We start from the raw sequence: 25,727 nt of genomic DNA, 5'->3' as shown, positions 1-25,727 counted from the left end.
GATTCGACTTGCCAGCGATGACTGACTTCAGAGCACTAAAAACTCACTTCTTGGCGGCGATCATCGCCAAAAACGCCGGCATCGCCGCATCCTTGTCCGCCGCAATCTTCTGCACGTGCGGATTCTGCTCAAGCCGCTCCAGCAGCGCCTTGGCCTTCGGCATCTCTGCCAGCAAATCCAGCCCGAACAGCTTTTGCCCGACCGCACACGCCAGCGGGACGCTGTAGAGGAAGTACAAATCCGCCACGCTCAGACTGTCGCCCGCCACGTACGGGGCGAACTTGCCGTGGCGACCCAGCGCCGCAAAACCCAACAGCAGCTCGGCTTTGGTTTTCTCCTTGATCGCTTCGGGAACGGCTGCGCCGAAGAACGCCTCGCCATAACACGCGCGGCCCGGCAGCTCGATGTACAGCTCGATTTCCGTGGCCAGCGCCAGCACCTGAGCGCGTTCGAACGGCTCGATGGGCAGCAGCGGTTTGCCGGTCTGGCTGCTCTCGATGTATTCGAGAATCACCGAGGTTTCGTTGACCACCCCCTGATCTGTACCGAGCACCGGCACTTTGCCGCGCGGGCTGATCGCCAGGGATTCGGCGGTCTGTGCCGGGTAAAACATGACCTCTTCGAACGGCACGCCCTTCTCCAGAAGCGCCAGTTTGACCATGTTGTAGTAATTGCTGACAGAAAATCCGTAGAGCTTGAGCATCACAGAGCCTCCGGGCCGTGCGGGGTGGGCAGTGCCTGTTTATAGATCGCCCGGCGGATTCTTGCCAGCAGCATCACGCGCTTGAATGCGGGTAAACTCGCCGCTTTCCTTGAGGAGCCTGCCATGAGCGAGCCGACAGACATCGACAACGACGAAGAAGAGTTCACCGAGAGCACGCTGATCGAAGCGATCGAGAACCAGATCGAAAGCGATAACCCGCCTGCGGCGAAAGCCACGTTCAACAAGCTCACGCTGGTGGGTGTCGAGCGCGAGGAAATCCTTAATCTGATGGCGCATGTGCTGGCTTACGAAATCGACGCCATGCTCGATGAAGACCGTGCTTTCAACACTGAATGGTACGAAGCGGCACTGCGAAAACTGCCCGAGCTGCCGCCGGAAAAAGCCTAAAGTCAAAAGATCGCAGCCTGCGGCAGCTCCTACATGGGATTCGTGTAGGAGCTGCCGCAGGCTGCGATCTTTTTTATGGGGACTACACTGGAATCCGCCCCAAGCGAAAATCCTGATCTGAGCACTGGACATGCCGCACAAGCGGGTTCACCTTAGGGGCGCTTCGTTCCAATTCCTAGAAAGTCTGGAGTCCTTATGTCGCTTAGCCCTGAGTTGGTTGCCGAACTGGAAGTCCTTTCACTCTTTCCCCTGGACAGTTCCCAGGAAGGTTTGAAAATTCATCAGACCGCTGCCCCGAAACACATTGCCGCCGCCCAACGTCTCTTCGATAAAGAACTGACCGACCAGCCTGATGGCGGCTATCTGACCAGCCTGGGTCGCGACGCTGCGCAAAATGTGCAAATCGTGCTGACCATCCTGAAAGAGCAAGAAACAGCCTGAATCACCTGTCTTGCCCACGGAAACTCCTGCCACGGGATTTCCGCGGGCCAACTTGATCGCCCGCTGTCGCCGCGCGATGCAAATCTGGCGTCAAAAAACAAATTCAGCTTAAACGTCCACCCGCTCAAGCGCTAAACTCCCCCGCATTCCGTGACCTTCTGCATCCGCGCCTCGCGAGCCGGTTTGAGCCGACATGACCCGCACCCATGAAATCCGCCCTGATCTGGACGAAGGCATCGACCGCAAGGTTCTCAGCCAACTGCGTGCACGTTTTCTCAAACTCAACGACGGTCGTCTGAGCCGGGCGCAAGAAGGTTTGTCGACCCGCCAGCAAAGTGTGCTGACGCTGCTACCGCTGTTCTTTCACGTCAATCATCCGCTGTTGCCCGGTTATGTTTCGGGCAGTACGCCGGCCGGGCTGTCGAACTACGAGCCGGACGCCGACGTGCTTGCCGAAGCCCAACGCCTGACCCGTTCGTTCTCTTACAAGCCGAGGCATGGCAGCAATCCGCCGCGACCGATTCACGGCCTGTTCCTGATGGGCAGCCTCGGCACCCTGGCGCAGGCCGATCAAAGCGACATGGACGTGTGGGTCTGTCACGCGCCCGACCTCAGCGAGAGCGAACTCGCCGAGTTACGCAAGAAATGCCAGTTACTCGAAGTCTGGGCCGCGAGCCAGGGCGCCGAAGCGCATTTCTTTCTGATCGATCCGCAACGCTTCGTCAAAGGCGAGCGTGACACCCAGCTCAGTTCCGAAGACTGCGGCACCACCCAGCACTATCTGCTGCTGGACGAGTTCTACCGCACCGCGATCTGGCTGGCCGGGCGCACGCCGATCTGGTGGCTGGTGCCGGTCTATGAAGAAAGCGCTTACGCGCAATACACGCACACGCTGCTTTCCAAACGCTTTATCCGCAACGACGAAACCCTCGACCTCGGCCACCTCGCGCACATCCCGCCGGGCGAGTTCATCGGCGCCGGGCTGTGGCAGTTGTTCAAGGGCATCGAGTCGCCGTACAAGTCGGTGCTCAAGCTGCTGCTGACCGAGGTCTACGCCAGCGAACATCCGCAGGTGCAGTGCCTGAGCCTGCGCTTCAAGCAAGCGGTGTTCGCCAATCAGCTGGATCTGGATGAGCTGGATCCGTACATGGTGGTGTACCGCCGGATCGAGGAGTACCTCACCGCGCGCAACGAACCGGAACGCCTGGAACTGGTGCGCCGGGCGCTGTACCTCAAGGTCAACCGCAAGCTCACTGGCAACACGCGCACCCAGAGCTGGCAGCGTTCGCTCCTGGAGCGTCTGGCCAACGAATGGCATTGGGATCAGCGACAATTGGCGCTGCTCGATAGTCGTAGCCAGTGGAAAGTGCGCCAGGTCGCTGCCGAACGCCGGGCACTGGTTAACGAGCTGAATTACAGCTACCGCTTCCTGACCCAGTTCGCCCGCACCGAGCAAACCGTCAGCCTGATCAACAAACGCGACCTCAACGTACTCGGCCGGCGCCTGTACGCCGCGTTCGAGCGCAAGGCCGACAAGGTCGAGTTCATCAATCCTGGCATTGCCCCGGATCTGGCCGAAGACACCCTTACGCTGGTGCAAGCACGCAACAAAAAGGAACCGGGACAAACCCAGTGGGGGCTGTACAACGGCAGCCTGACCGCGCTGGAGTGGGAACACTTCGCGCCGATCAAGCGCAGCCGCGATTTGCTCAAGCTGCTGACCTGGTGCCACCGCAACGGCGTGATCGACAGCAGCACCCGACTGGCGCTGCATCCCGGCACCAGCGACTTGAGCGAGTTCGAACTGTTCAACTTGCTCGGCAGCCTGCAACAGAGCATCGCCCTGCCCTTGCCCTCCGTTGCCGAAGAATCGTTGTTGCGCGCCGCCGTGCCAAGCGAAGTACTGATTCTGGTGAACGTCGGCGTCGACCCGCTCAAGCATCACCGCGATCTGAACATCCTGATGACCACCGAGCGCACCGACTCGCTGAGCTACGCCGGGGTGCGCGAAAACCTTGTACTGACGCTGGATCAGGTCACGCTCAATAGCTGGAACGAGGTGCTGGTCAACCGCTTCGACGGCCCGCACGCGCTGCTTGATTGCGTGCGCGACTATCTCAACAACCTGCCGCGCGGGCCGCATCAGCCGGCGCTGCGCGTGCGTTGTTTCTGCCATAACCGTGCGCAATTCATCGCGCGCAGAGTCGAGGAAATCGTCGACACCGCGCAGAATCTGTTGCTCAGCGAACTCAATCACCGCTACCTGATTCAGGTGCAACAGCACTATCACGTTCTGGAATTGGTACCCGGCCAGGTCAACCACGTCGCCCTCGCCACGCTGCCGGCCTTGCTGGATTACCTCGGCGAGGAGCAGCCACGCTACAGCCCGCTGCATCTGGACTCGAAGGCGCTGGAAGACCACGACCTCGCGCTGATCCTGCCGATGGGTCAGCCCGAGTGCATTCAAGTGTTCTACCGGGTCACCGAGCAGCAGGCGGAGCTGTATGTACTCGATGAATTCAATGCGCTGTGGCAGCAACACTTGCCGTATCACGACGAACAAAGCCTGCTGGTGCCGCTGCAACGTTTCCTGCAATCGATCCAGTATCGCCGCGAGGCGTTGGTGCCGATGGATGCAAGCCCGTCGGCCAGTCTCGACACTTTGTATTACCAACTATTGCCGTCAGGCCCGGGCCGCGCACGCCGGGTCGAGCCGCGGCCAGCGCCGCAGATGCCGGCAAACAAAGCTTTCTACGACGTGCAGGCGATCGTCGGCAAAGCCGCACCGGGCGAGGTACAAGTCACTTTGTACTGCAATCAGCGGGAATTCTGCGAGCTGGAATATGGCGACCAGCTGTTCAGCGTGGTCGCCCGGGAAATCGTTGGCCAGCGCCGTGAGACCGAACGCTATCGCTGCTACATCACCGACCTCGACTTGTCGGGGCTGCTCGGTGATGGGCAGAGTTCAAGCAATCTGTATCTGCGCTACAAGGCCGACCTGGAGCGCGCCCTGAACGAGGCGCTCGAACAGGTCTGAGGGCTTATTCGGTGAACGCGCCGCCGTTGGCCGGCTGCGATTCGACTTCCAGCAGAGTCAGTTTTAGAGTCTTGCCGCCAGGTGCCGGCCAGTCGATGTGCTGCCCGACTTTCAGGCCCAGCAGCGCGCTGCCGACCGGTGCCAGAATCGAAATCTTGCCTTCATCGGCATTGGCATCCTTGGGATAAACCAACGTCAGGTGATAGTCCTTGCCACTGCCTTCTTCGCGGCAATGCACACGGGAATTCATCGTCACAACATCGGCGGGCACTTCATCGTGACCGACCACGGTGTCGGCGCGGTCGAGTTCGGTTTGCAGCGCAATAACGCCCGGCAGCGAGTCGTCCAGGCTGTCGATCAGGCGCTCCAGACGTTGCACGTCCAGACGGGTAAGGGTGATGGAAGGTGCGGTCATGATCCGGGCAGACTCCTTTCTTCTGCACAAAAAAGCAAAAAACCCCGCCAAAAAAGGCGGGGTTTTCACCAGGCCTCGATGGGTTGAGGCGTTTCCGGACACTATCACAGCTCAAAAAATATACAAGTCACACCCTGTGACACCAAATTCCTTTGTGGCGAGGGAGCTTGCTCCCGCTCGGCTGCGCAGCAGTCGTCAAGATTTTCAGGTGCGCTGCGCGCCCCAGCGGGAGCAAGCTCCCTCGCCACAGGTTCTAGTCAAGCTTGGGATTTGCGTACGGCAGCCTGCTCACAGATAACTCGGCGCCGCCGATCATCCGCCGAGCGCCATTCGCGGATGTCTTCGACATGCCGGAAGCAGCCGAGGCAGACTTTCTGTTCGTCCAGCCGACACACACCGCTGCACGGCGAAGGCACGGCCGCGCTGACATTGCTGTAGAGCGGCTTTGGCGGACGGATTGGAGCGCTATCAGTCACGCTGTCACAGACCTTCGAAGTCGAACTCGGCGCCGGCCTGCTGCTGGACGATGCGCTCAAGCATTTCGCCGAGTTGCTCGTCGCTCTTGTCACACATCCAGCGCTGGCTGTCTTCGTCGTAGTCGAAGTGGAAACCGCCGGAGACAGCGGCCAGCCAAAGCTGACGCAGCGGTTCCTGGCGGCTGAAGATCAACTGGCTGCCGTTTTCGAACTTGACGGTCAGCACACCGGCCGAACTTTCCAGATCGATGTCCAGATCGCTGTCATCAAAGATGTCCTCCAGCGTTTGCTGGGTGGCATCGACCAGATCGTGGAAACGGGCTTCGGACAAACTCATTGCGGCAACCTCAAAAAATGTCTGATCAGGCACAAGCGCCGCAAGATACGGACGCTGCCAGCCGATTGCAAAGGATAACAACCTGCGCGAGCCCGGATTGCACATTACTGACCGGTCATCGGACAAGCCCCGCCGGACGGGTGCCCGGTCGCATAGGCAAGCTGCCGGGTGGCCGGTATACTCCGGCGCAATTAACGCATTTTCAAGGATTTCGCCATGAAGCGCCTGATCTCATCCCTTGCTGCGCTCGCTTCGCTCGTCGCTTTTGCCTGTTTAATTTCGGCCTGCGGTCAAAAAGGCCCGCTGTACCTGCCGGATGACACTCAGGATCCGGCCGAGCAAGCCAAGTCGTCGCAACAACAGCCTGCCTCCAAAGCACACAAGCACGACGTTTACTAAGGGATCGCCATGGACGCTTTTAACTACCGTGGCGGGGAGCTGTTCGCGGAAGGTGTGGCGCTGTCGGCCATCGCCGAACGCTTCGGCACGCCGACCTACGTCTACTCCCGCGCGCACATCGAAGCCCAGTATCGGGCTTACGCCGATGCGCTGGCCGGCATGCCGCATCTGGTGTGCTTTGCGGTCAAGGCCAACTCCAACCTCGGTGTGTTGAACGTCCTGGCGCGTATTGGCGCCGGTTTTGACATCGTTTCCGGTGGCGAGCTTGAACGTGTTCTGGCCGCTGGCGGCAGCGCGGACAAGATCGTGTTCTCCGGTGTCGGCAAGACCCGCGAAGACATGCGTCGCGCCCTCGAAGTCGGCGTGCATTGCTTCAACGTCGAATCCACCGATGAGCTGGAACGTCTGCAAGTGGTTGCCGCCGAACTTGGCGTGCGCGCGCCGATCTCGCTGCGCGTCAACCCGGACGTCGATGCCGGCACCCACCCGTACATTTCCACCGGTCTCAAAGAGAACAAGTTCGGCATCGCCATTGCCGACGCCGAAGACGTGTACGTGCGTGCCGCGCAGTTGCCGAACCTGGAAGTGCTTGGCGTTGACTGCCACATCGGTTCGCAACTGACCACCCTGCCGCCATTCATCGATGCTCTCGATCGCCTGCTGGCACTGGTCGACCGTCTGAGCGATTGCGGCATCTACCTGCGCCACATCGATCTCGGTGGTGGTTTGGGCGTGCGTTATCGCGATGAAGAGCCGCCACTGGCTGCCGACTACATCAAAGCCGTGCGCGAGCGTCTCGACGGTCGTGATCTGGCGCTGGTATTCGAGCCGGGCCGTTTCATCGTCGCCAACGCCGGCGTGCTGCTGACGCAGGTCGAGTACCTCAAGCACACCGAGCACAAGGATTTCGCCATCGTCGACGCGGCGATGAACGACCTGATCCGCCCGGCGCTGTATCAGGCGTGGATGGACGTCACCGCGGTCAAACCGCGCGACACCACTGCGCGCAGCTACGACATCGTCGGCCCGATCTGCGAAACCGGCGACTTCCTCGCCAAGGATCGTGAACTGGCGCTGGAAGAAGGCGACCTGCTGGCGGTGCATTCGGCCGGTGCCTACGGTTTTGTCATGAGCTCCAACTACAACACTCGTGGCCGTGCGGCCGAGGTGCTGGTGGATGGCGATCAGGCTTTTGAAGTGCGTCGCCGCGAAACCGTGGCCGAGCTGTTTGCCGGCGAAAGCCTGCTGCCGGAGTAACCCATGCTGCTGCGTTTTACTAAAATGCACGGCTTGGGCAATGACTTCATGGTCCTCGACCTGGTCAGCCAGCACGCGCACATTCAGCCCAAACACGCCAAACAATGGGGCGACCGGCACACCGGTATCGGTTTCGACCAGTTGCTGATCGTCGAAGCGCCGAGCAATCCGGAAGTGGATTTCCGCTATCGGATCTTCAACTCCGACGGTTCCGAAGTGGAACAGTGCGGCAACGGTGCGCGCTGCTTCGCACGCTTCGTGCTCGACAAGCGTCTGACCGCCAAACGGCAGATCCGCGTCGAGACCAAGGGCGGCATCATCGAACTCGACGTGCGTAACGACGGCCAGATCGGCGTGAACATGGGCGCTCCGCGTCTGGTGCCGGCGGATATTCCGTTCCAGGCACCCGAGCAGGCCCTGAGCTATCAGGTCGATGTCGACGGCACCCGCGTCGAACTCGCCGCCGTGTCGATGGGCAACCCGCACGCCGTGCTGCGCGTGCAGGACATCAACAGCGCACCCGTGCATGAATTGGGGCCGAAAATCGAACATCACCCGCGCTTCCCGGCACGGGTCAATGTCGGTTTTCTGCAAGTCATCGACCGCAACCGCGCACAATTGCGCGTCTGGGAACGCGGGGCCGGGGAAACTCAGGCCTGCGGGACCGGCGCTTGCGCGGCGGCTGTCGCTGCAATCAGCCAGGGGTGGATGGATTCGCCGCTATTGATCGACCTGCCGGGCGGGCGCTTGTCCATTGAATGGGCAGGCCCCGGCCAACCGGTGATGATGACCGGCCCGGCAGTGCGAGTATATGAAGGACAAGTGCGTCTTTGAGTGAGCAGAAGCCATGACCGATAAGCCCCAGGTACCCGCCCGAGAGTCCGACGAATCAGCGTCCGAGAACCTGGAGGCGGCAGCGGTTGCCGCATACCTGGAGGCTCATCCGGACTTCTTCATCGAGCACGAAGAACTGCTTCCTGCCATGCGCATTCCCCATCAGCGCGGTGACACCATCTCGCTGGTCGAACGCCAGATGAGCATCCTGCGCGACCGCAACATCGAGATGCGTCACCGCCTCTCGCATCTGATGGATGTCGCGCGCGACAACGATCGCCTGTTCGACAAGACACGTCGCCTGATCCTTACACTGATGGACGCCGCCACTCTGGAAGACGTGGTGATCGGCGTTGAAGACAGTCTGCGCCAGGACTTTCAGGTGCCCTTCGTCAGCCTGATTCTGCTCGGTGACAATCCCGCGCCGGTCGGCCGCTGGGAGACCCACGCCGACGCACAAGTTGCCATCGGCGGTCTGCTCACCGAAGGCAAAAGCGTCAGCGGTGTCTTGCGCGAACATGAGCTGGACTTCCTGTTCGGCGAAGAACAGCGCACGCAGATCGGTTCCACCGCCGTGGTCGCCGTGAGCAACCAAGGCATTCACGGGATTCTGGCGATCGCCAGTCGCGATCCGCAGCACTACAAGAGCTCGGTCGGCACGCTGTTCCTCAGCTACATCGCCGAAGTCATGGGCCGCGTGCTGCCACGGGTCAACAGCTCGCTGCGCTCGGTACGCTGAGCATGCAACGGCAACTGGACGCTTACTGCGAACACCTGCGCAGTGAGCGACAGGTGTCGCCGCACACGTTGTCGGCTTACCGCCGCGACCTCGATAAAGTCCTCGGCTGGTGCGTCAAACAGAACGTCGGCAGTTGGCAAGCGCTGGACATCCAGCGCCTGCGCAGCCTGATCGCCCGGTTGCATGGCCAAGGTCAATCCTCGCGCAGCCTTGCGCGCCTGCTCTCGGCAGTACGTGGTCTCTATCACTATCTGAACCGCGAAGGGCTTTGCGATCACGACCCGGCAACCGGCCTGTCGCCGCCCAAAGGCGAACGTCGACTGCCAAAAACCCTCGATGCCGACCGCGCGCTGCAACTGCTGGAAGGTGCGATCGAGGATGATTTTCTGGCGCGCCGTGATCAGGCGATTCTCGAGTTGTTCTATTCCTCTGGGCTGCGTCTTTCGGAGCTGACCGGACTTAATCTCGATCAGCTCGATCTGGCCGACGGTATGGTTCAGGTGCTCGGCAAAGGCAGCAAGACTCGCCTGCTGCCGGTCGGCAAAAAGGCCCGCGAAGCACTGGAACACTGGCTGCCGCTGCGCGCCATGAGCAACCCGGCGGATGACGCGGTATTCGTCAGCCAGCAAGGCCGACGCCTCGGCCCGCGTGCGATTCAGGTGCGGGTCAAACTCGCCGGCGAGCGTGAACTGGGGCAGAACCTGCACCCGCACATGCTGCGGCACTCCTTCGCCAGCCACTTGCTGGAGTCCTCGCAGGACCTGCGCGCGGTGCAGGAATTGCTCGGGCACTCGGACATCAAGACCACTCAGATCTACACCCACCTGGACTTCCAGCACCTGGCGGCGGTCTACGACAGCGCCCACCCACGGGCCAAACGCAGCAAAGGCGATGATTCATGAGCATCCAGTTGATCACTTTCGACCTTGACGACACCCTGTGGGACACCGCACCGGTGATCGTCAGCGCTGAAGCGGTTTTGCGTGAATGGTTGAGCGAACACGCGCCGAATCTCGGCGCAGTGCCGGTGGAACATCTGTGGTCAATCCGCGAGCGCGTGTTGGCCAGTGAGCCGAGCCTCAAGCACCGCATCAGCGCATTGCGCCGCAAAGTGCTGTTCCATGCGCTGGAAGATGCCGGGTACGGCCATGGCGAGGCTTCGGATCTGGCCGACAAGAGTTTTGAAGTGTTTCTGCATGCTCGACATCAGATCGACGTGTTTCCCGAGGTCGTGCCAACCCTCGAAGCGCTGGCCAATCACTACGCCCTCGGCGTGGTCACCAACGGCAATGCCGATGTACGCCGTTTGGGCCTGGCCGATTACTTCAAATTTGCCCTGTGCGCCGAAGACATCGGCATCGCCAAACCGGATGCGCGGCTGTTCCACGAAGCCTTGCAGCGCGGCGGCGTGAGTGGGGATGCGGCGGTGCATATCGGCGATCATCCCGGCGATGACATCGCCGGAGCGCAGCAGGCGGGATTGCGCGCGGTGTGGTTCAACCCGGCGGGCAAAGTCTGGGAAGCCGAGCGCCTGCCGGATGCCGAGATCCGCAGCCTGACTGAACTGCCAGCCGTCCTCGCCCGCTGGAATGCCCAACACTGACCCTGAATTTACATCAATCCCTGTGGGAGCTGGCTTGCCAGCGATGAGGTTTGCACATTCAACATCAATGTTGTCTGGCAGGCTGCCATCGCTGGCAAGCCAGCTCCCACAGGATCGCTATGCATTCACATTTTTCTTTCGCCCATGAAAAAGCCCGCAACAGCGGCGGGCTCTCTCAGCAAGCAAGCGGCACGCCTCAGATAGGGCGGCTGCCGTATTTGTTGTCCGGCTTCTTCGGCGGATCGGCGACCACATTGGCCTCCACTTCCTGCACTTTTCCGCCACGCGACAGGAACTCTTCCATGGCCTTGGCCAGGGCGTCGCGCTCTTTGTTCTTGGCTTCAACGCTCGGCAACTCATCGACTGATACCGCAGCCTTGGCTTTGCCTTTGGCAACCGGGACCGGCGTATCGCCACCGTCGTCATCGGCAACGTCTTCCGCTGCCGCTTCCAGGCCTTCGTCGGCCTCGTCTTCGTCGCCTACTTCGAGGTCGTCGGTTTCCAGATCATCGTCGCTCATGTTCTACCTCATGACTTGCGAAAAGCAGATTAGTTATAGACCAGCTTTGACAACTGTCGAAAGTTGCCGGAAAAAATCGTTCGCCACTGCAGACCAGCGGCTATGCCTGTTCACCGTAAACGGTGGCAAGGACTTTACGCGCACCGCCATGATCTCGGTGCTCGCCCAGATAAACGCCTTGCCAGGTTCCCAGTGCCAGCCGCCCTGCCGATATCGGCAGACTCAACTGACAGCCAAGCACGCTGGCTTTGAAGTGCGCCGGGAGGTCGTCCAGGCCTTCGTCGTTATGCTCGTAGCCGTCTGTACCTTGTGGGATCAGACGATTGAAAAATCGTTCGAAGTCGCGACGTACCGCCGGGTCGGCGTTCTCGTTGATGGTCAACGAGGCCGAGGTGTGCTGTAGCCACAAATGCAACAGACCGACCCGGCACGCCTTGAGTTCAGGCAGGCCTTCGATCAACTCGTCCGTTACCAGATGAAAGCCCCGAGGCCTTGCCCGCAGGGTAATCAGAGTCTGTTGCCACATACAGTTCTCCGCACGTTCGGGGCGCATTCTAGCGCGCTCTGGGAAAAAACAAAGTCCCTAATATTCCTGCCATTGCGTAAGCCTTTCGCCGTAGAAAAACCGTCGTCGTAAACACGACTAAAGCAGTACGAAAAATCCTTTCAGCCTGTCAGTTGATGACAAATTGCGCGCAAAAAAATGCCCGGCGAACCGGGCAAGTTTTTTTGCTGCGCGTCTTACAGGTTGTAGCCGCGTTCGTTGTGTTGAGCCAGATCGAGGCCTACCGCTTCTTCTTCCTCGGTCACACGCAGACCCATGACGGCGTCCAGCACCTTGAGGATGATAAAGGTGACGATCGCGGTGTAGATCACCGTGAAGCCCACGCCTTTGATTTGAATCCAGACTTGCGCACCGATATCGGTGACGGTGCCGAAGCCGCCCAGCGCCGGTGCAGCGAACACACCGGTGAGGATCGCGCCGAGAATACCGCCGATGCCGTGCACGCCGAAGGCGTCGAGGGAATCGTCATAACCCATTTTGCGTTTCAGGGTGGTGGCGCAGAAGAAGCACACCACGCCCGCCGCCAGACCGATGACCAGTGCGCCCATCGGGCCCACGGTGCCGGCAGCCGGAGTAATCGCCACCAGACCGGCAACCACACCCGAGGCAATGCCCAGTGCGCTCGGCTTGCCGTGAGTGACCCACTCGGCAAACATCCAGCCCAGTGCCGCAGCGGCGGTCGCAATCTGAGTCACCAGCATCGCCATGCCGGCGGTGCCGTTGGCAGCCACAGCGGAGCCTGCGTTGAAGCCGAACCAGCCAACCCAGAGCATGGCGGCGCCCATCAGGGTGTAACCAAGATTGTGCGGAGCCATCGGGGTGGTCGGGAAGCCTTTACGCTTGCCCAGTACCAGGCAGGCAACCAGTCCCGCGATACCGGCGTTGATATGGACCACAGTGCCGCCCGCGAAATCGAGCACGCCCCAGTCCCACATCAGGCCACCATTGCCGGCCCAGACCATATGCGCAATCGGCGCATACACCAGGGTGAACCAGATGGCCATGAAGATCAGCATCGCCGAAAACTTCATCCGCTCGGCAAACGCACCGACGATCAGCGCCGGAGTGATGATCGCAAAGGTCATCTGAAAGGTGATGAAGACCGCCTCGGGGAACAGAGCCGCAGGACCGGTAATGCTCGCCGGGGTAACGCCGGCAAGGAACGCCTTGCCAAAGCCGCCGACGAAGGAGTTGAAGTTGACGACGCCCTGCTCCATGCCGGTGGTGTCGAACGCGATGCTGTAGCCATAAATGACCCACAGGACGCTGATCAGACCGGTAATGGCGAAGCACTGCATCATCACGGAAAGAATGTTTTTCGAACGAACCATGCCGCCGTAGAACAGCGCGAGGCCTGGAATCGTCATGAACAGCACGAGGGCAGTAGCGGTAAGCATCCAGGCGGTGTCGCCGGAGTTCAGGACTGGAGCTGCCACTTCGTCTGCCGCCATGGCCAGGCCGGGCATTACGATAGACAACAGGGCTCCAAGCCCTGCGAATTTACGCAGAGTCATATTGTTTTCTCCTGGGGCGTTGGGGTTTGTGGCGGCTTAAATTGCGTCGGTATCGGTTTCGCCGGTACGGATGCGAATCGCCTGTTCCAGATTCACCACGAAGATCTTGCCGTCACCGATCTTGCCGGTGTTGGCCGCCTTGGTTATCGCCTCGATAACGCGGTCCAGATCCTTGTCGTCAATTGCAACGTCGATTTTCACCTTGGGCAGAAAATCGACCACATATTCCGCGCCGCGATACAGCTCGGTGTGACCCTTCTGCCGTCCGAAGCCTTTGACTTCAGTAACGGTAATGCCCTGCACGCCGATCTCGGACAGCGACTCGCGCACGTCGTCCAACTTGAACGGCTTGATGATGGCAGTGACTAGCTTCATGAAAACTCTCTCCCGAATTGGTGGACTTGCCCCAGGAAAACAAACCCGACTCAAGTCTAAGCGCAGTGCCTGGCTTTGTAACGCTTGGATGTCGCCGCCAGCTAACCGCTCCAGACGAAACTCCCCGCTCCGTCTGCCGCACTGCATTCGTCACAGCGACTGCATCAGTGCATGGGTCGAAGGTGACTAAGCAGAAAGCTTGCCATCTCGCCAAATACCTCTGAATTCAATCCCTTGGCCGCTGCCGCAGGCGCCTTCACGAAATCCGCCGAGCGGATACGCACAACAACGGTGCGTCGACGCCCGGCCGCTTGCGCGAAAAGCGTGCATCCGTGCCTGCGCGATTGACTATAGACACTGCGTGATACACTGCCGGCCATTGTTTTCAGGACATTTCCCATGCTCGCGCCCAAAGACTTCCTCGACGCCCTGAGCGGCACCGCCTCCCGCCTGTTCAACGGCGACACCCCGCTGCCGAAAGCCGAAATCGAAAGCCAGTTCAAAATGCTGCTGCAGAGTGCATTCAGCAAACTCGATCTGGTGAGCCGGGAAGAGTTTGATAGCCAGATGGTGGTTTTGGCGCGCACCCGCGCTCGCCTGGAAAGCCTCGAAGCCAAAGTCGCCGAGATGGAAGCCAGGCTGACTCCGCCAGCCGAGTAACACCCCGCTTTCTTTGTAAATGCGGTCCCTGTGGGAGCGGGCTTGCCCGCGATTGAAGGTCGGAACGACCTTCCCGCTTCTCATTCGCCACAAACTCCACCTCCACGGCCTGCGCGACGCACAACAACCAACCACAACCGAACGCCGACACCTCAGCTTGCTCAACTGGCCGGACATGACGTTGAGTTTGTTGCACTGGAATAACCAGCCGTGGATACGGTTGCAGGATGTGCCGTTGATGGTGGCGGAGCGGGAACATGTGCAACGCCCCGCAGCGAGTTCATGGTGGAGGAAAGTCCGGCAGTTGATCTGAAGGCCGGGTTGCCAAATCAGCAAGCTGAGCCATGGTCATTTCAGGCTCGTCACTGAAGTGACCATTTGTTTGTAAGAATATTCAGTGTGCCACTCCGCAATCCTTCGCTTACGTAAGTACCTTCCTACAGAAGCCGTCTCCCACGCCTGATTTCGCCACTCCCTCTCCTTTCGTTATCTTCTGTGACCAGATCCAGACAGATGAAAACGATGAGAAGAAAAGGTAAAGCAACGGATCTTCGTAACCAGAATTTCAGATCAAACTCACGAAAGATCGCCTACAAATTCTTTCTCAAGGACATTGCTCCGAGAATCCCAGATATTGATGCAGCGGCGGTCAGGTTTGAGCCAATTACTCCAGCAGCGATAAAGCAATACTTCCTTTGGGAGGGGCCAACAATTTTCCCTTGGGATGATGTTGCAGACTGGAAAAGTAACGATGCGAAAGGTCTGGATTTGGCGATATGGTACAAACAGGTTCTTTACGGCATGTGCTATGCGACCCCGCGCGCAAGCTCTTCTGCTTAAAGATTGTTCTGTTGGAAGGGCATCCGGACAGGGCGCACCCGCTTCGCGGCAGGATCGCGCCGATTGCTCTGCTTGTCGCAGATCACTATGCGCGAGAGCTAGGATGCAGAGAAATCCAGATTCAGGATCCTGATCCAAATGTTGTTTTTTACTACCGGAAACTGGGGTTCGAATTCGACCACACCAACCGGCTTGTCATTTCTGTGAACGGTCAATAACATCGAAATCAACAACCCAATCGCACGAGGTGCGTATGAGCCCAAAAAAGCGAAAGGCAAAGCTTCTTCAGATTGTTGAATTACACCTCGAAGCACTCCGGTTGGCTGGGGATATGTCAGCCAACCAACGGCGATTTATTGAAGTTGCTGTTAAATCTGGGCCAGAGCTTGAGCCAAGCGGTCCGCTGGCCGGTAGAAGATCCTGAGTCAAAAAACAAAAAGGCGTCCATAGGACGCCTTTTTTGTGTTTGGAGGAGTAGTCGCAGCGATTCTTTAGCTCCCGGCCTTGCGACCTTGGGTTCAGAATCCGACGAGCTGGCCCGTCATCACTACTTCAGAGAAACCAGCTTTCTCTGCTGCCAAAAATGCGGGGGAGCTTTTACTGGTGCCCAGTCCCGACGAATGCGCAGTTGCAGTCCTCGAACGGGAGGATCCGTCAATGCCGATCGAGAGTCAACGCTCCAATTCAGGCAAGCAGTGACAGCCCATCGGGTCTTGATACGTCTTGTAAACCTCTATCTCAAGCACAGCAACTCCGCTCGACTACCCTTCAAAAACCCGCAGGAAGCGGCCCCCGATTCACATCAAGGAACGACCATGTCCCTCGCCATCGTCCACAGCCGCGCCCAGATTGGTGTGGATGCTCCCGCCGTCACCGTCGAAGTCCATCTGGCCAACGGTCTGCCCTCGCTGACCATGGTCGGCTTGCCCGAGGCCGCGGTGAAGGAAAGCAAGGATCGGGTGCGCAGCGCGATCATCAATTCCGGACTGCAGTTTCCGGCGCGGCGGATCACGCTGAATCTGGCGCCAGCGGATCTGCCCAAGGATGGCGGGCGATTTGATCTGGCGATTGCGCTGGGGATTCTGTCGGCAAGTGTGCAGGTGCCGACGTTGACGCTTGATGATGTGGAGTGTCTGGGTGAACTGGCGCTGTCTGGTGCAGTGCGAGCCGTGCGTGGTGTGTTGCCGGCGGCACTGGCGGCGCGCAAGGCAGGGCGCACGCTGGTAGTGCCGCGCGCGAATGCCGAGGAGGCGTGTCTGGCGTCGGGATTGAAGGTGATTGCGGTGGATCATCTGCTCGAGGCGGTGGCGCATTTCAATGGGCATACGCCGGTGGAGCCCTATGTCTCGGACGGGCTGATGCATGCCAGCAAACCCTATCCCGATCTGAGTGAGGTGCAGGGTCAGTTAGCCGCCAAACGCGCGCTGCTGATTGCGGCAGCCGGGGCGCACAACTTGCTGTTCAGCGGGCCACCGGGCACCGGCAAGACGTTGTTGGCAAGTCGGTTACCAGGGTTGCTGCCGCCGTTGGCCGAGAGCGAAGCGCTGGAGGTGGCAGCGATTCAGTCAGTCGCCAGTGGCGCGCCGCTGACCCACTGGCCGCAGCGTCCATTTCGCCAACCACATCACTCGGCGTCCGGCCCGGCACTGGTCGGCGGCAGTTGTGACATTTGAAAATAAATGCAACTAAACGGAAATAGATGCAACTGAAGCGCCGTCACGCCTCACGACTGATTTGTCAGCTCTCCCCAGTAAAGACGGGCGCTGCACCGAGGTTTAGAGTGCTTCTAAACTTGCGTACGCTCAATGGTGGGGGGGCTTTGTTGCGACGACACAATAAAGATTGTCATAAGGCCTTCGGGATTACGAAGATCACAAACCTTTGTCTCGGAGGGCTGTGATCGCGAGGCTATCGTCTGATCACGAGCCCGACCGGATAAAGCGGCAACGACATCCGCGATGGATACTGGATCACATTCGACTTGCGGCGCACTTCAGGAGTCAACTAATAACTGCTCCCTTAGGACCGCTTGCAATCAAGCTAGCACCACACGCGGTTTTCATACCGTGCAGTGCAATTGGAGTGCCGCCGACTGAATAGGTACTACTGCCTTCTGCGATAGGAAAAATACCTTTGCAAAGTGGACAACTGACCTTGTGGCCGACACCCGAAATCGGTTTCCCATTGAGATCGGTCTGGGGAAATGCTTCGAGCACCACTCCACCATGGCTGGTGGAGTCGCCCAAGCGAATGACATCTTTCACCTTGCATATCCTTGATCAGAAGTGATCGCCATAAAATGAAACGCTCGCAAGAGATCATTTCAATTATTTACTGTGCTTGCACCCAAGCCGCGCTACTCGACGTGAAATAGCGTGTGCCCGGTTTATTGCGCACTTATGCTCCTATGGCCAAAGCTCCAAAGACTCCAGCTAATGGGACACAACTCTCGTATGGCCTTTAGGCAAATCTCAAGGACCAAATCATATTTAAATAAACCCTGAAAAGTATGATCTTTTCCGGGGAGAGTTAAGAGAGCTCACTCATTCGGCTGGATTCAGCTCAGCCATCCAGACATCCTCGTAACCCTCTCTGTCGATAATGAATTTCGCACCTTCAGGTAGGAAAAGATATTTCACTACCTCCGGAAGCTCCTCCATTAAATGCCCGGTGTGAAGCGCTTGGTAAAAACCACTAACAGGCGAATGTTCTCCACAGTGAATAAACCAACTGATCGTACCCCCCTCAGGTAGTTTGACCCTAGTCCCGTAAATTGGAGACTTATGCAGGGTATCCAAGGCAATAGCGACCATTTCCTCAGGGGCGTGTAAGGGTAATCCATACTTAGCACACACCTGTCTTTGAGATTCATCAGGAGTGATCAGATCGGCCTGCTTCATAGCTAAATTCCTAGTTTACTTTTCATACATTTTGAAAATGCCGAAGCGTGTCCCCCCTGCTGACGAGAGCAGGTAGGGCAATGGGGCTGTACTGCTTCCAATGATGTTTGAGCCCCAACATCATTAGTACCCGTTCGATAATATTCTACTACAAGCGCATCTTTATGATCCGCGACCATTTTAGGAGCTTTCTTTCCGCACCTGACGCAGCTAAGGCCTTGCATCTCCGCTGTTTGCCCTCTAGTGGGACCACAATCCGGAGCTCGCTTATAAGCTGTGGTTATATCGGGCTTTGGATCAAAAAGCTTCCCATCAGGAACTCCTAGATCACTAAGAGGTACTTTCTTCCCGGTTCCATCGATTGTACTTGTGAGTCCGAGGGGGTCAACCCAGCCAGTTGGGTTAGGAGCATAGGTATATCCGTTCAGGCCACCTGCATAACCGATAGGATCTGTACTGATATAGCGGCCAACAGCTGGATCATAATAGCGATGACGGTTGTAATGCAGCCCTGTCTCATGATCGTGATATTGCCCTTGGAACCTGATCGGGTTCATCACACCATGCTGCCTCGCCCATTCCGAGCGATGCTCCGTCACCTGCCCCCACGCCTTGTATTGCGCGGTCCAGGCCAGGTTGCCTTGGGAATCTGTCAGTTCCTGCGGCGTACCGAGGTGATCACATTGGTACCAGGCCAACGCATCAAACGGTAACGCCGTTGCCTTGTGATTCCACACCGGGTCTTCATCAAAGCTGTATTCACCGCTGTAATCCGGCAGTCCGATCAGATTGATCGGTGCATGCCGTACAGCCTGCGCAACAGGAACAAAAGTCCCCGGCTCGAAGACGTAGTGCACCGTGCGACCCGGCTCGCCATCGCTCTGCGCTGGACTGCTTTCCCAGGCTAGATTGTCACCATCCCAACCGTACAAGGTGAGACCGCAGCCGAGTTCTCGCTGTTTGCGAGCGTGTTCGTTTCTGTTCCAGAGAGAGCCTGCTTCCGGGCGCTGTTTGTAGTGCGCGCGGGAGTTTTTGTGCAGGCGGCGTCCCAGTGCGTCGTAGGCGAAATCCACGCTCAGGCGCGTGTCCTCGAAATGCACCAGTCGATCAAACAGGTCCCAACGCAGATCGCTGCGTTGGCCGTTGTTCCAGCGCTGAATCTGGTTGCCGCGTTCGTCGTAGTCGTAATGCGTGCCGACGTATTCGCGCAGCAGGTTGTCGACCAATTTGCTGCGCGGTGGGGTCAGATCCAGTGGTCGGCGAATCTCTGTGGCTTTGTCGTCGAGCAGGTTGCCGGCCGGGTCGAAAGCAAAAGTTTCCACGCCTTGACGCGTTACGGCGCTAAGCAGACGACCGACAGGATCGTAGCGATAGGCGATTGGCCCGCGGCGACTGTCGTTGATGTCCGTCAGTTGGCCTACAGCGTCGTATGTGTATTCGCGTTTGAGCAGCGTGGATTTGTCGTCGCTGCGTCCCAGCAATTGCTCCCGCAAGCGACCGACCGGATCCCAGCTTTGGGTTTGCAGCAGGTGGTTGCCTTGATGGCGGGCGACTTCGCGGTGCAGGTCGTCACGCTCATAGCCGATCAGTTCGTGTTCATCCAGGCGCAGACCGAGCAGGTGACCGCTGCCGTACGTCAGCCAACTGACGCGGTGGCCGTCGGGGCGCACGGTGGCGACTCGTTGGTTGAGCACGTCGTACTCGTGCTGCCAGATTGCGATGGTGGGCTTTTCCAGTCCTAGGTAATGCTGGTGCTCGCGCAGCAGATTGCCGGCCGGGTCGAGAAACCATTGCAGACGGCTGTCGGCGTTGTCGGCCAGCACCAGATTGCCGTTGCCATCGTAGGCGAAAGTTTCGCTTTGCGACTGGTCGCCCAAGGTGGCGCGACGCTCGGTCAAGCGGCCCATCGGGTCGAAGCTCAACGAGATGACACGTTGGCCATTGATCGATTGCGCGAGGCGTCCGGTGAGTGGGTCGTATTGATAACGCGTGCTGCGCCCATCGAAACCGCGCTCTTCGAGCAGACGACCGACCGGGTCGTAGTGGAAGTGGGCGCGTTGTTCGTTTTCGTTTTCCAGTGCCGTTAGCCTTCCGAGACGGTCCCAGCGATAGCGCAGGGTCTGCTCGGCGGCATCGACACGTTCGGCGATCAAGCCAGCCGCGCTGTAGCTCCACGTGGTGCAACGATCAAGTCCATCGACATGCGCCAACAGTCGACCTTCGGCGTCGCGTTCAAAGCGCTCTTCGGTCTTGTCGGGGTGCTTGATCAGCACCAGTTGGCCGGCCTTGTATTCGTATTCGGTGGCGTTCCCGGCCGCGTCGGTGAAGCAGATCATCTGCCCCAGTTCGTTGTATTCCCAGGTGCTGGTCTTGCCCGAGCAATCGACGTACTCGACCAGTTGCCCGGCGTCGTTGTAGTCGAGTGTTTTTTCGTTGCCGTTGGCATCCTTGATCGCCGTGGGCTGTCCGGTCTTGTTGTAGGCGTACTCGGTTTTGTTGCCGAGCGGATCGAGCGCTTCGACCAGATTGCCCTGATCGTCATAAGCGTGTTGCCACTGACCGCCCTCAGCATCGCTGATCTTGATCAGCAGATCCTGATCATCGTAGGCGTAATGCATCACCGTGTGATCGGCGCGGATGTGCTCGAGCAGGTTGCTGCGTTCATCGTAGCTGTAGCGATCGGCGCTGCCATCGGCATTCACGCGACGCACAATGTTTTTCGCGTCGTCGCGGAAGAACCACTCTGAGCGCTCATCCGCGTAGCGAATGCGGTAGGTGTAGCCAAGGATGTCGTAGTAGTGCCAAGTCTCGTTGCCGAGGGCGTCGGTGACGTAGGTCAGACGGATGTTTTCGTCCCACTCCAGACGTGTGTCGAAGCTGCCGTCGTCCGCCCATTCGCGGATGGCTTTGGCCTTGGCACTTGAACCGTCCCACTGCAAATTCATGCCGCGCCCGGTGCGGTCGGTGTAGCGAGTGATCAGGTGATGCTGGAACTGATACGACCTGACTGCGCCGTTCTCGTCCTGCGCCTGAATCAGGTCGCCATAAGCGTCGTACTGATAGGCGCAGAGCTGGCGCAGCGGTTCGCCGTCAACGATCTGCCAGAGGCCGATAAACCGGCCGTGATCGTCGATCATCGTGCCGAGGTGCGAGTGCACCTTGCTGGTGTCGTTTTCCTGGTAGGTGATCAGGTCGGAGAGCACCGAGTGTTCGCCGTGACGATGCTCGTAATGCAGCATGATCCCCGTGCCATTGCGCAGCGAGATATTGCTCAGCACATAGCGCTGGCCACGGCGGACGTAGGTTTCCTTGCGTTCGAAACCACGGCACAGCAGCAGTTGATCTTCGCCACTGCGAACAAGGGTGATGTTTTCGATGGCGTCATAATGGAACAGACCGATTTTGGGCAGCGGATAGCTGTGGTCTCGGCCATCGGCGCCGTAGAACGTCAGGCCCTCGTCCATGCAGTCGAAACGCGTGGTGAACTCGCTGATCCAGCGGGCACCGAGTTCACTCTGATCGTAGGCGTCGAGGCGCGAGTTGTAGGTGCGTGTCCATTCGATCGGGAATGGGCCGGGCAGGCTGAAATCGGTATGGCTCAGGCTTTCCGAACCCAAGGCGAAATTGATGCTGAAGTCCGTGGCGCATTCACAGGGACCTTTCTTCGGATTGGGCGCCCCTTTCGCCGGAGCCTGCTGGCCGTTGGACCCCAATTGACCATCAGACGCCGTGTGCTTTGCCTGACCGGTCTTGTCTGGATGGACCGCGGTGCTCTGGCCATGAGCATTGCGCTTGCGCCACAGGGTCACGGCGCTGGAGAGGATAAACAGCAACCAACCGATGGAGTTCTGCACCGATTCATCGTCGAGCTTGCTTAACTGAGTGCGCAGCTCCGGGCCCATTGCGCGCAGTTTTTTGGTTTCGTCGGAGACGGTTTTTTTGAAGTCATCGGGCACCAGATTTTGTGCCACGCTGTTGGCCAGGCCCTTGCCGGCCGCTTTATAAGCACTCGCAGCAGCCCCGAACACATTGCTGAATGATCCCAGCGGATCATTCTTGAATTGATCGGCTGCTGCGCTTGCCTGTGCGCTGGCTGCATTCAGATCACCTTTGGCATCCAGATTGCCGAAAGCCACCGCTTCGATGCCTTTGGCAATCTCGTTGATGACGTCTTCGCCGAGCTTGCCAGCGTCCGCCAGGATGCCGGGCAATTTGCCTTTGGCCTGTTCAACAAAATCATCCAGCGTGCCGACAATCGAAGCGTTCAGGTGCCCGACAAGCACCTCGATCACGGAGGTGCTGAGCAACAATTTGCTGCTGGCCTTCATCTCCTGGCGTACCAGAAACAGCGTCGGGCGCAGGGTCATGCGCGCAGCGGCCATCGCCGGCGGCAAAGGCAATACGCCGATCAGGTTGATGCCCAGGCTGGCCCACACGAGCAAGTCGCGCTGCTTGGCGTTCGACAAGGTGACGATGTCACCCAGCGCATCGACCAGCGCCATGATGTTGCCCACGACTGGCACGAAGCCGGCGTAGTTCTTGATTCGATCAAGGGTGACCACGCCGTCCGTGGCGGATTGCAGCCAGGCATCGAAGGTTGCCGCACTGCTGGCGACGTCCTTAATGTCGATGGCGTTCAGTGGAACGATAGCGACTTGAGGTTCACGTTTTACAACAGCTACTTCTGTAGTCATGACAGCATCTCACCAGCCAACAGGCCCGGGGTTTTCAAGGAAGGTTTTGGCAGACTCGGTGCAGGCAGGCTTGGCAACTTGCCCGCCTTGCTCGCCGCCCCCAGAATCCCCGATGCACTCGGCAAAGCCGCACTCGCCAGCTTCGGCAACCCGGCCACACCGCCCTGCACCACGCCTTTCACCTGCTGCGCGGTTTGCATCGCGCCTTGCGCGGTCTGCATCGCACTCATCCCTGTTTGCGCCATATCCTTGCCCTTCTCCAACATGTCCCAACTCTTGCTCGGCAATACTTTGGCGACCATCGCCTGCACCTGACTCGGCACCTCTTCAGGCCCCGGCGGGTTCAACGGCCATTCCGGTTTGCCGATGTAGCTGCCATCGCTCCAGGTGTCCGCCGGGTCTTTGCCGAACAGCACACGCGCCGGCCCCGGTGCGGCACCGGCGACGCTGGCGAAACCTTTGCCGTCGAGCTTGCCCTTGATGCTTTTGCCCAAGGCGTCGATGACTTCGTAATCGCCTTCCTTGATGCCCTGGCGCCCGGCGTACTGGTTGAACAATTCCAGATTGCCCTTGCCCGGTTTCGGCGGTTCCGGGAATACACCGGCCAGGGATTTCGCCCCGGTGTAGGCAAAATTCGCCGCGTGCGCGGTGTACGGGCCGGTGGTGGCGTGGGTGATGCCGCCGGCGTTGTACGTTGTTGCGCTGCCGCCGCCCTGGATCACCAGTTCGGTTTTCGCGGTGATGGTGATGCGGTCGGCATTGGCGGTGATGTTGAGTTTGGCCAGCAGGTTGATGCTGTCCTTCAAAGCGCGCACATCGATGTCGCCAGAGGCTGCGACCAGACGCCAGCCCATACTCTGCACGAACAGGCGCATGCCCCGACTGGCGCTGGCCAGCAGGCGTTTGCCGATCGACAGGCTGGTGTGGCCGGTGCTGCTCAGCGCCAGGTGTTCGCCGGTGGCGATGTGGCTGGAACGCGGTGTGGTCAGGGCGATACCGGCCGGGCTGGCAAGGACCAGATGTGGTTCGGTGAACTCGGGGAACTCATTGGCGGTGAGGTTTGCCGGACCCGAGCCGAGCACGCCTTGGTGCTGGGCGTGCAAGGCCTTGGCCACGTCGTCCTGATCGCCCACCTCTTGAGCCTGAAGCTCTTTGGCCTGCGTGGCGAAACCGTCCTGTTGATCGCTGGCGGTGGCAAGGCGTTCGGCGGTTTCCGGCAGGTCTTTGTGGTGTTTGGATTCGTTCGGGCGTGGTTCGGTGGTGATCAGCAGGCCGGCACCGGCACGCACCGCGCCGTGGCGGTCGGTGCGCAGTTCAAAACCTTCACCCCTTGGCTGGCCGCCGCTCGGGCGCGGATGGGTCAGGTAACCAAGATTGATCGCACTCGCACCGTGGTCACTGCGCAACGCAATGCTGATTTCGCTGGTGGTGTCGTCGATGCGCAGTTCGTTGGCGCGGCTGCCTTTGTATTCCTTGCTCTTGACCGTGGCGAGGGTCTTGAAATCCGGCAGTTTGTACGGCGGCAGATTGGCGCCGTGGTACAGGCAACCGGTGATCAGTGGTTGATCGGGATCGCCTTCGAGGAAGGTGATCAGCACTTCCATGCCAACCCGTGGAATATTGATCGAGCCAAAGGTTTCGGCTGCCCAGCTCGATGCGACGCGCATCCAGCAACTGGTCATGTCGTCGTGCTTGCCTTCGCGGTCCCAGAAAAACTGCACCTTCACCCGGCCGTACTGGTCGCAGTAGATCTCTTCACCTTCGGGGCCGCAGACCACCGCACTCTGTGTGCCGAGGACTTTTGGTTTCGGGTGATCGAGCGGCGGACGGTATGGGACGTCCCAAGGAATCGCGCTGAAGCGGTTGCGATAGCCCTGGTGGAAATCGTCCTTGAGTTCGGTGGTGTCGCTGGTCACCGACTCTTCCAGCACCTGCGGCTGTTTGCCTTCGTGGAAGATTTCGGTGAGCAGCCACAGGTCATTCCAGGTCGGGTTGGCGTGCTCGGTGAGGGCGAGGAAATGCCCGCTGACCAGAATCGGCTGATCGCTGTTGCCCTCGGCCAGACGGTAGTCGCTGCGGTGGCGTTCCAATGCGCGATTGGCCAGATGCTTGCCACGGTCGCGATCGACGAAACGGCCTGGGTAGTCGTAGTCCTCGAGGTCCGGTTGAGCACTGCTTTTGGCATCGCTTTCCAGCTCGATTTTCGGTTTGACGAAGTCGTAATCACGCCGCGTGGTGCGGCTGGTGCGGGTGGCCAGACGCAGGCCGAAGCGCTTGACCACCGGTTTGTCGGCGACCAGTCCGGAGTCCTGCTGATAAGCCACTGGCGCGAGTTTCGGGAACACCGTCTGGTCATCGCCGAAGGTCAGTTTGTGGCCGCTGGCGGTGTGCTGGAAGTGGTAGTGAATCCCCTCCTCCTCGCACAGGCGCTGGATGAAGTCGAGATCCGTCTCGTCGTACTGCACGCAGTAGATGCGCTCGGGGTAAATCGCGCTGAGCTGGAAATGATAATCGCTGGCGAGGATGCCGTGCTCTTCCAACACCTTGCTGATGATCTGCTGCACGGTCATCTGCTGGAAGATCCGCTGATTGACCCTGTGCGCGAGGTACGCCAGTTGCGGGCGCAGGGAGATCTTGTAGCGCGTCAGACGCTTGCCCGCCTCGCCCTGGGCGATGCTGTAGACCAGCCCGTGAATGCCAGTACCGGTCGGCGACAGCTGAAGAAACGCCAGTTTATGCAGCACGCTTTCGAGGTTGATCGCAGCCTTTTCGCTGACCAGTTCCAGCTCGAATTCGAAGGGGGTGTTGAGTGCCTCCCGGCCGGTAAACGACAAGACCTGGAAATCGTTTTCCACGCCATCGACAGTCAGGTTGAAATGAGGCTGGTTAGCCGGTGAGAACATCCCTTGTTCCTCGCACAATGCTGCGACGCGCAACAGCCCGTTGGTGGGCTATTGGTGAAAAATTCTTTATTGGTTGAACGCCTGGGCCAGCAGCGCCAGCCCAGGCA

General features: G+C 59.2%; 23 protein-coding genes and 2 pseudogenes. 13 read left to right on the top strand and 12 right to left on the bottom strand.

Annotated elements, in window-relative coordinates; genetic code table 11:
• Positions 1–43: 43 nt before the first annotated feature.
• Entirely contained in the window at positions 44–703 is a 660-nt protein-coding gene (locus ACOI8A_RS13375) for a glutathione S-transferase family protein (protein WP_420647489.1), read from the bottom strand.
• A 123-nt stretch (positions 704–826) separates the two neighbouring features.
• On the opposite strand from ACOI8A_RS13375, the gene ACOI8A_RS13370 reads away from it, so the two are divergent.
• The 3 genes from ACOI8A_RS13370 (at position 827) to ACOI8A_RS13360 (ending at position 4,589) form a co-directional block, all read left to right on the top strand.
• Positions 827–1,111 (top strand): hypothetical protein, encoded by a 285-nt coding sequence (locus ACOI8A_RS13370; protein WP_420647490.1) that lies wholly within the window; start codon positions 827–829, stop codon positions 1,109–1,111.
• A 195-nt stretch (positions 1,112–1,306) separates the two neighbouring features.
• A complete protein-coding gene (locus tag ACOI8A_RS13365; RefSeq protein ID WP_420647491.1) occupies positions 1,307–1,552 on the top strand; it encodes a TIGR02647 family protein in 246 nt (81 codons plus the stop codon).
• Positions 1,553–1,745: 193 nt separating this feature from the next.
• Positions 1,746–4,589: a class I adenylate cyclase gene (locus tag ACOI8A_RS13360; protein ID WP_420647492.1), complete on the top strand. Its 2,844-nt coding sequence runs from the start codon at positions 1,746–1,748 to the stop codon at positions 4,587–4,589.
• Between the two features lie 4 nt (positions 4,590–4,593).
• Here ACOI8A_RS13360 and rnk read toward each other — a convergent pair whose 3' ends face one another.
• The 3 genes from rnk to cyaY all read right to left on the bottom strand — a co-directional run bounded on the left by rnk (position 4,594) and on the right by cyaY (position 5,817).
• A complete protein-coding gene (gene rnk / locus ACOI8A_RS13355) occupies positions 4,594–5,004 on the bottom strand; it encodes a nucleoside diphosphate kinase regulator (protein WP_420647493.1) in 411 nt (136 codons plus the stop codon).
• A 257-nt stretch (positions 5,005–5,261) separates the two neighbouring features.
• Positions 5,262–5,480, bottom strand: a complete 219-nt coding sequence (locus ACOI8A_RS13350; protein ID WP_420647494.1) for a DUF1289 domain-containing protein — start codon at positions 5,478–5,480, stop codon at positions 5,262–5,264.
• A 4-nt stretch (positions 5,481–5,484) separates the two neighbouring features.
• Positions 5,485–5,817, bottom strand: coding sequence for an iron donor protein CyaY (gene cyaY / locus ACOI8A_RS13345; protein ID WP_420647495.1), 333 nt, complete (start codon positions 5,815–5,817; stop codon positions 5,485–5,487).
• Between the two features lie 216 nt (positions 5,818–6,033).
• Between cyaY and lptM the strand changes: the two genes are divergently transcribed.
• The 6 genes from lptM to ACOI8A_RS13315 are packed head-to-tail and all read left to right on the top strand — an operon-like array spanning position 6,034 to position 10,649.
• Positions 6,034–6,216, top strand: coding sequence for an LPS translocon maturation chaperone LptM (gene lptM, locus ACOI8A_RS13340; RefSeq protein ID WP_420647496.1), 183 nt, complete (start codon positions 6,034–6,036; stop codon positions 6,214–6,216).
• A 9-nt stretch (positions 6,217–6,225) separates the two neighbouring features.
• Positions 6,226–7,473, top strand: a complete 1,248-nt coding sequence (gene lysA, locus ACOI8A_RS13335) for a diaminopimelate decarboxylase (RefSeq protein ID WP_420647497.1) — start codon at positions 6,226–6,228, stop codon at positions 7,471–7,473.
• Between the two features lie 3 nt (positions 7,474–7,476).
• Positions 7,477–8,307 (top strand): diaminopimelate epimerase, encoded by an 831-nt coding sequence (dapF, locus tag ACOI8A_RS13330; protein WP_420647498.1) that lies wholly within the window; start codon positions 7,477–7,479, stop codon positions 8,305–8,307.
• Between the two features lie 13 nt (positions 8,308–8,320).
• Positions 8,321–9,046 carry a DUF484 family protein gene (locus ACOI8A_RS13325; protein WP_420647499.1) on the top strand — a complete coding sequence of 242 codons (726 nt, stop codon included), beginning with the start codon at positions 8,321–8,323 and terminating at the stop codon, positions 9,044–9,046.
• Between the two features lie 2 nt (positions 9,047–9,048).
• A complete protein-coding gene (xerC, locus tag ACOI8A_RS13320; RefSeq protein ID WP_420647500.1) occupies positions 9,049–9,948 on the top strand; it encodes a tyrosine recombinase XerC in 900 nt (299 codons plus the stop codon).
• Entirely contained in the window at positions 9,945–10,649 is a 705-nt protein-coding gene (locus ACOI8A_RS13315; RefSeq protein ID WP_420647501.1) for an HAD family hydrolase, read from the top strand. The genes xerC and ACOI8A_RS13315 overlap by 4 nt, the downstream gene beginning before the upstream one ends.
• A 196-nt stretch (positions 10,650–10,845) precedes the next feature.
• On the opposite strand, the gene sutA is transcribed toward ACOI8A_RS13315, so the two are convergent.
• The 4 genes from sutA to glnK form a co-directional block, all read right to left on the bottom strand.
• Positions 10,846–11,169 (bottom strand): transcriptional regulator SutA, encoded by a 324-nt coding sequence (gene sutA, locus ACOI8A_RS13310; protein ID WP_420647502.1) that lies wholly within the window; start codon positions 11,167–11,169, stop codon positions 10,846–10,848.
• A gap of 100 nt (positions 11,170–11,269) precedes the next feature.
• Positions 11,270–11,695, bottom strand: a complete 426-nt coding sequence (locus ACOI8A_RS13305; RefSeq protein WP_420647503.1) for a secondary thiamine-phosphate synthase enzyme YjbQ — start codon at positions 11,693–11,695, stop codon at positions 11,270–11,272.
• Between the two features lie 215 nt (positions 11,696–11,910).
• Positions 11,911–13,248: an ammonium transporter gene (locus tag ACOI8A_RS13300; RefSeq protein WP_420647504.1), complete on the bottom strand. Its 1,338-nt coding sequence runs from the start codon at positions 13,246–13,248 to the stop codon at positions 11,911–11,913.
• Positions 13,249–13,284: 36 nt separating this feature from the next.
• A complete protein-coding gene (glnK, locus tag ACOI8A_RS13295) occupies positions 13,285–13,623 on the bottom strand; it encodes a P-II family nitrogen regulator (RefSeq protein WP_002555808.1) in 339 nt (112 codons plus the stop codon).
• 399 nt (positions 13,624–14,022) lie between these two features.
• Here glnK and ACOI8A_RS13290 point away from each other — a divergent pair, with 399 nt between their 5' ends.
• The 4 genes and pseudogenes from ACOI8A_RS13290 to ACOI8A_RS13275 form a co-directional block, all read left to right on the top strand.
• The gene (locus ACOI8A_RS13290; RefSeq protein WP_420647505.1) at positions 14,023–14,283 is read left to right on the top strand and encodes an accessory factor UbiK family protein; all 261 of its coding nucleotides are present in this window, start codon (positions 14,023–14,025) and stop codon (positions 14,281–14,283) included.
• Positions 14,284–14,392: 109 nt separating this feature from the next.
• Positions 14,393–14,596 (top strand): annotated as a pseudogene (locus ACOI8A_RS13285) (phage antirepressor protein); the annotation flags it as partial.
• 200 nt (positions 14,597–14,796) lie between these two features.
• Complete coding sequence (locus tag ACOI8A_RS13280) at positions 14,797–15,123, top strand: hypothetical protein (protein WP_420647506.1); 327 nt, start codon at positions 14,797–14,799, stop codon at positions 15,121–15,123.
• Positions 15,124–15,938: 815 nt separating this feature from the next.
• Positions 15,939–16,781, top strand: a pseudogene (locus tag ACOI8A_RS13275) (YifB family Mg chelatase-like AAA ATPase); the annotation flags it as partial.
• Positions 16,782–17,123: 342 nt separating this feature from the next.
• Here the strand turns inward: ACOI8A_RS13275 and ACOI8A_RS13270 are convergent.
• From ACOI8A_RS13270 to ACOI8A_RS13255, 4 genes are all read right to left on the bottom strand, one after another.
• Positions 17,124–17,387 carry a PAAR domain-containing protein gene (locus ACOI8A_RS13270; RefSeq protein ID WP_420647507.1) on the bottom strand — a complete coding sequence of 88 codons (264 nt, stop codon included), beginning with the start codon at positions 17,385–17,387 and terminating at the stop codon, positions 17,124–17,126.
• A 279-nt stretch (positions 17,388–17,666) separates the two neighbouring features.
• Positions 17,667–18,023 carry an immunity protein Imm33 domain-containing protein gene (locus ACOI8A_RS13265; RefSeq protein ID WP_420647508.1) on the bottom strand — a complete coding sequence of 119 codons (357 nt, stop codon included), beginning with the start codon at positions 18,021–18,023 and terminating at the stop codon, positions 17,667–17,669.
• 2 nt (positions 18,024–18,025) lie between these two features.
• Entirely contained in the window at positions 18,026–22,717 is a 4,692-nt protein-coding gene (locus ACOI8A_RS13260; protein WP_420647509.1) for an RHS repeat-associated core domain-containing protein, read from the bottom strand.
• A complete protein-coding gene (locus ACOI8A_RS13255) occupies positions 22,714–25,620 on the bottom strand; it encodes a type VI secretion system tip protein VgrG (RefSeq protein ID WP_420647510.1) in 2,907 nt (968 codons plus the stop codon). Before ACOI8A_RS13255 ends, ACOI8A_RS13260 begins: the two co-directional genes overlap by 4 nt.
• Positions 25,621–25,727: the final 107 nt, after the last annotated feature.

Source organism: Pseudomonas sp. P4795, assembly GCF_048822895.1.
In the GTDB taxonomy this organism is placed as follows: domain Bacteria; phylum Pseudomonadota; class Gammaproteobacteria; order Pseudomonadales; family Pseudomonadaceae; genus Aquipseudomonas.
Note: the sequence above shows the minus strand (reverse complement) of the source record. Positions and strands in the feature narration are given on the sequence as shown.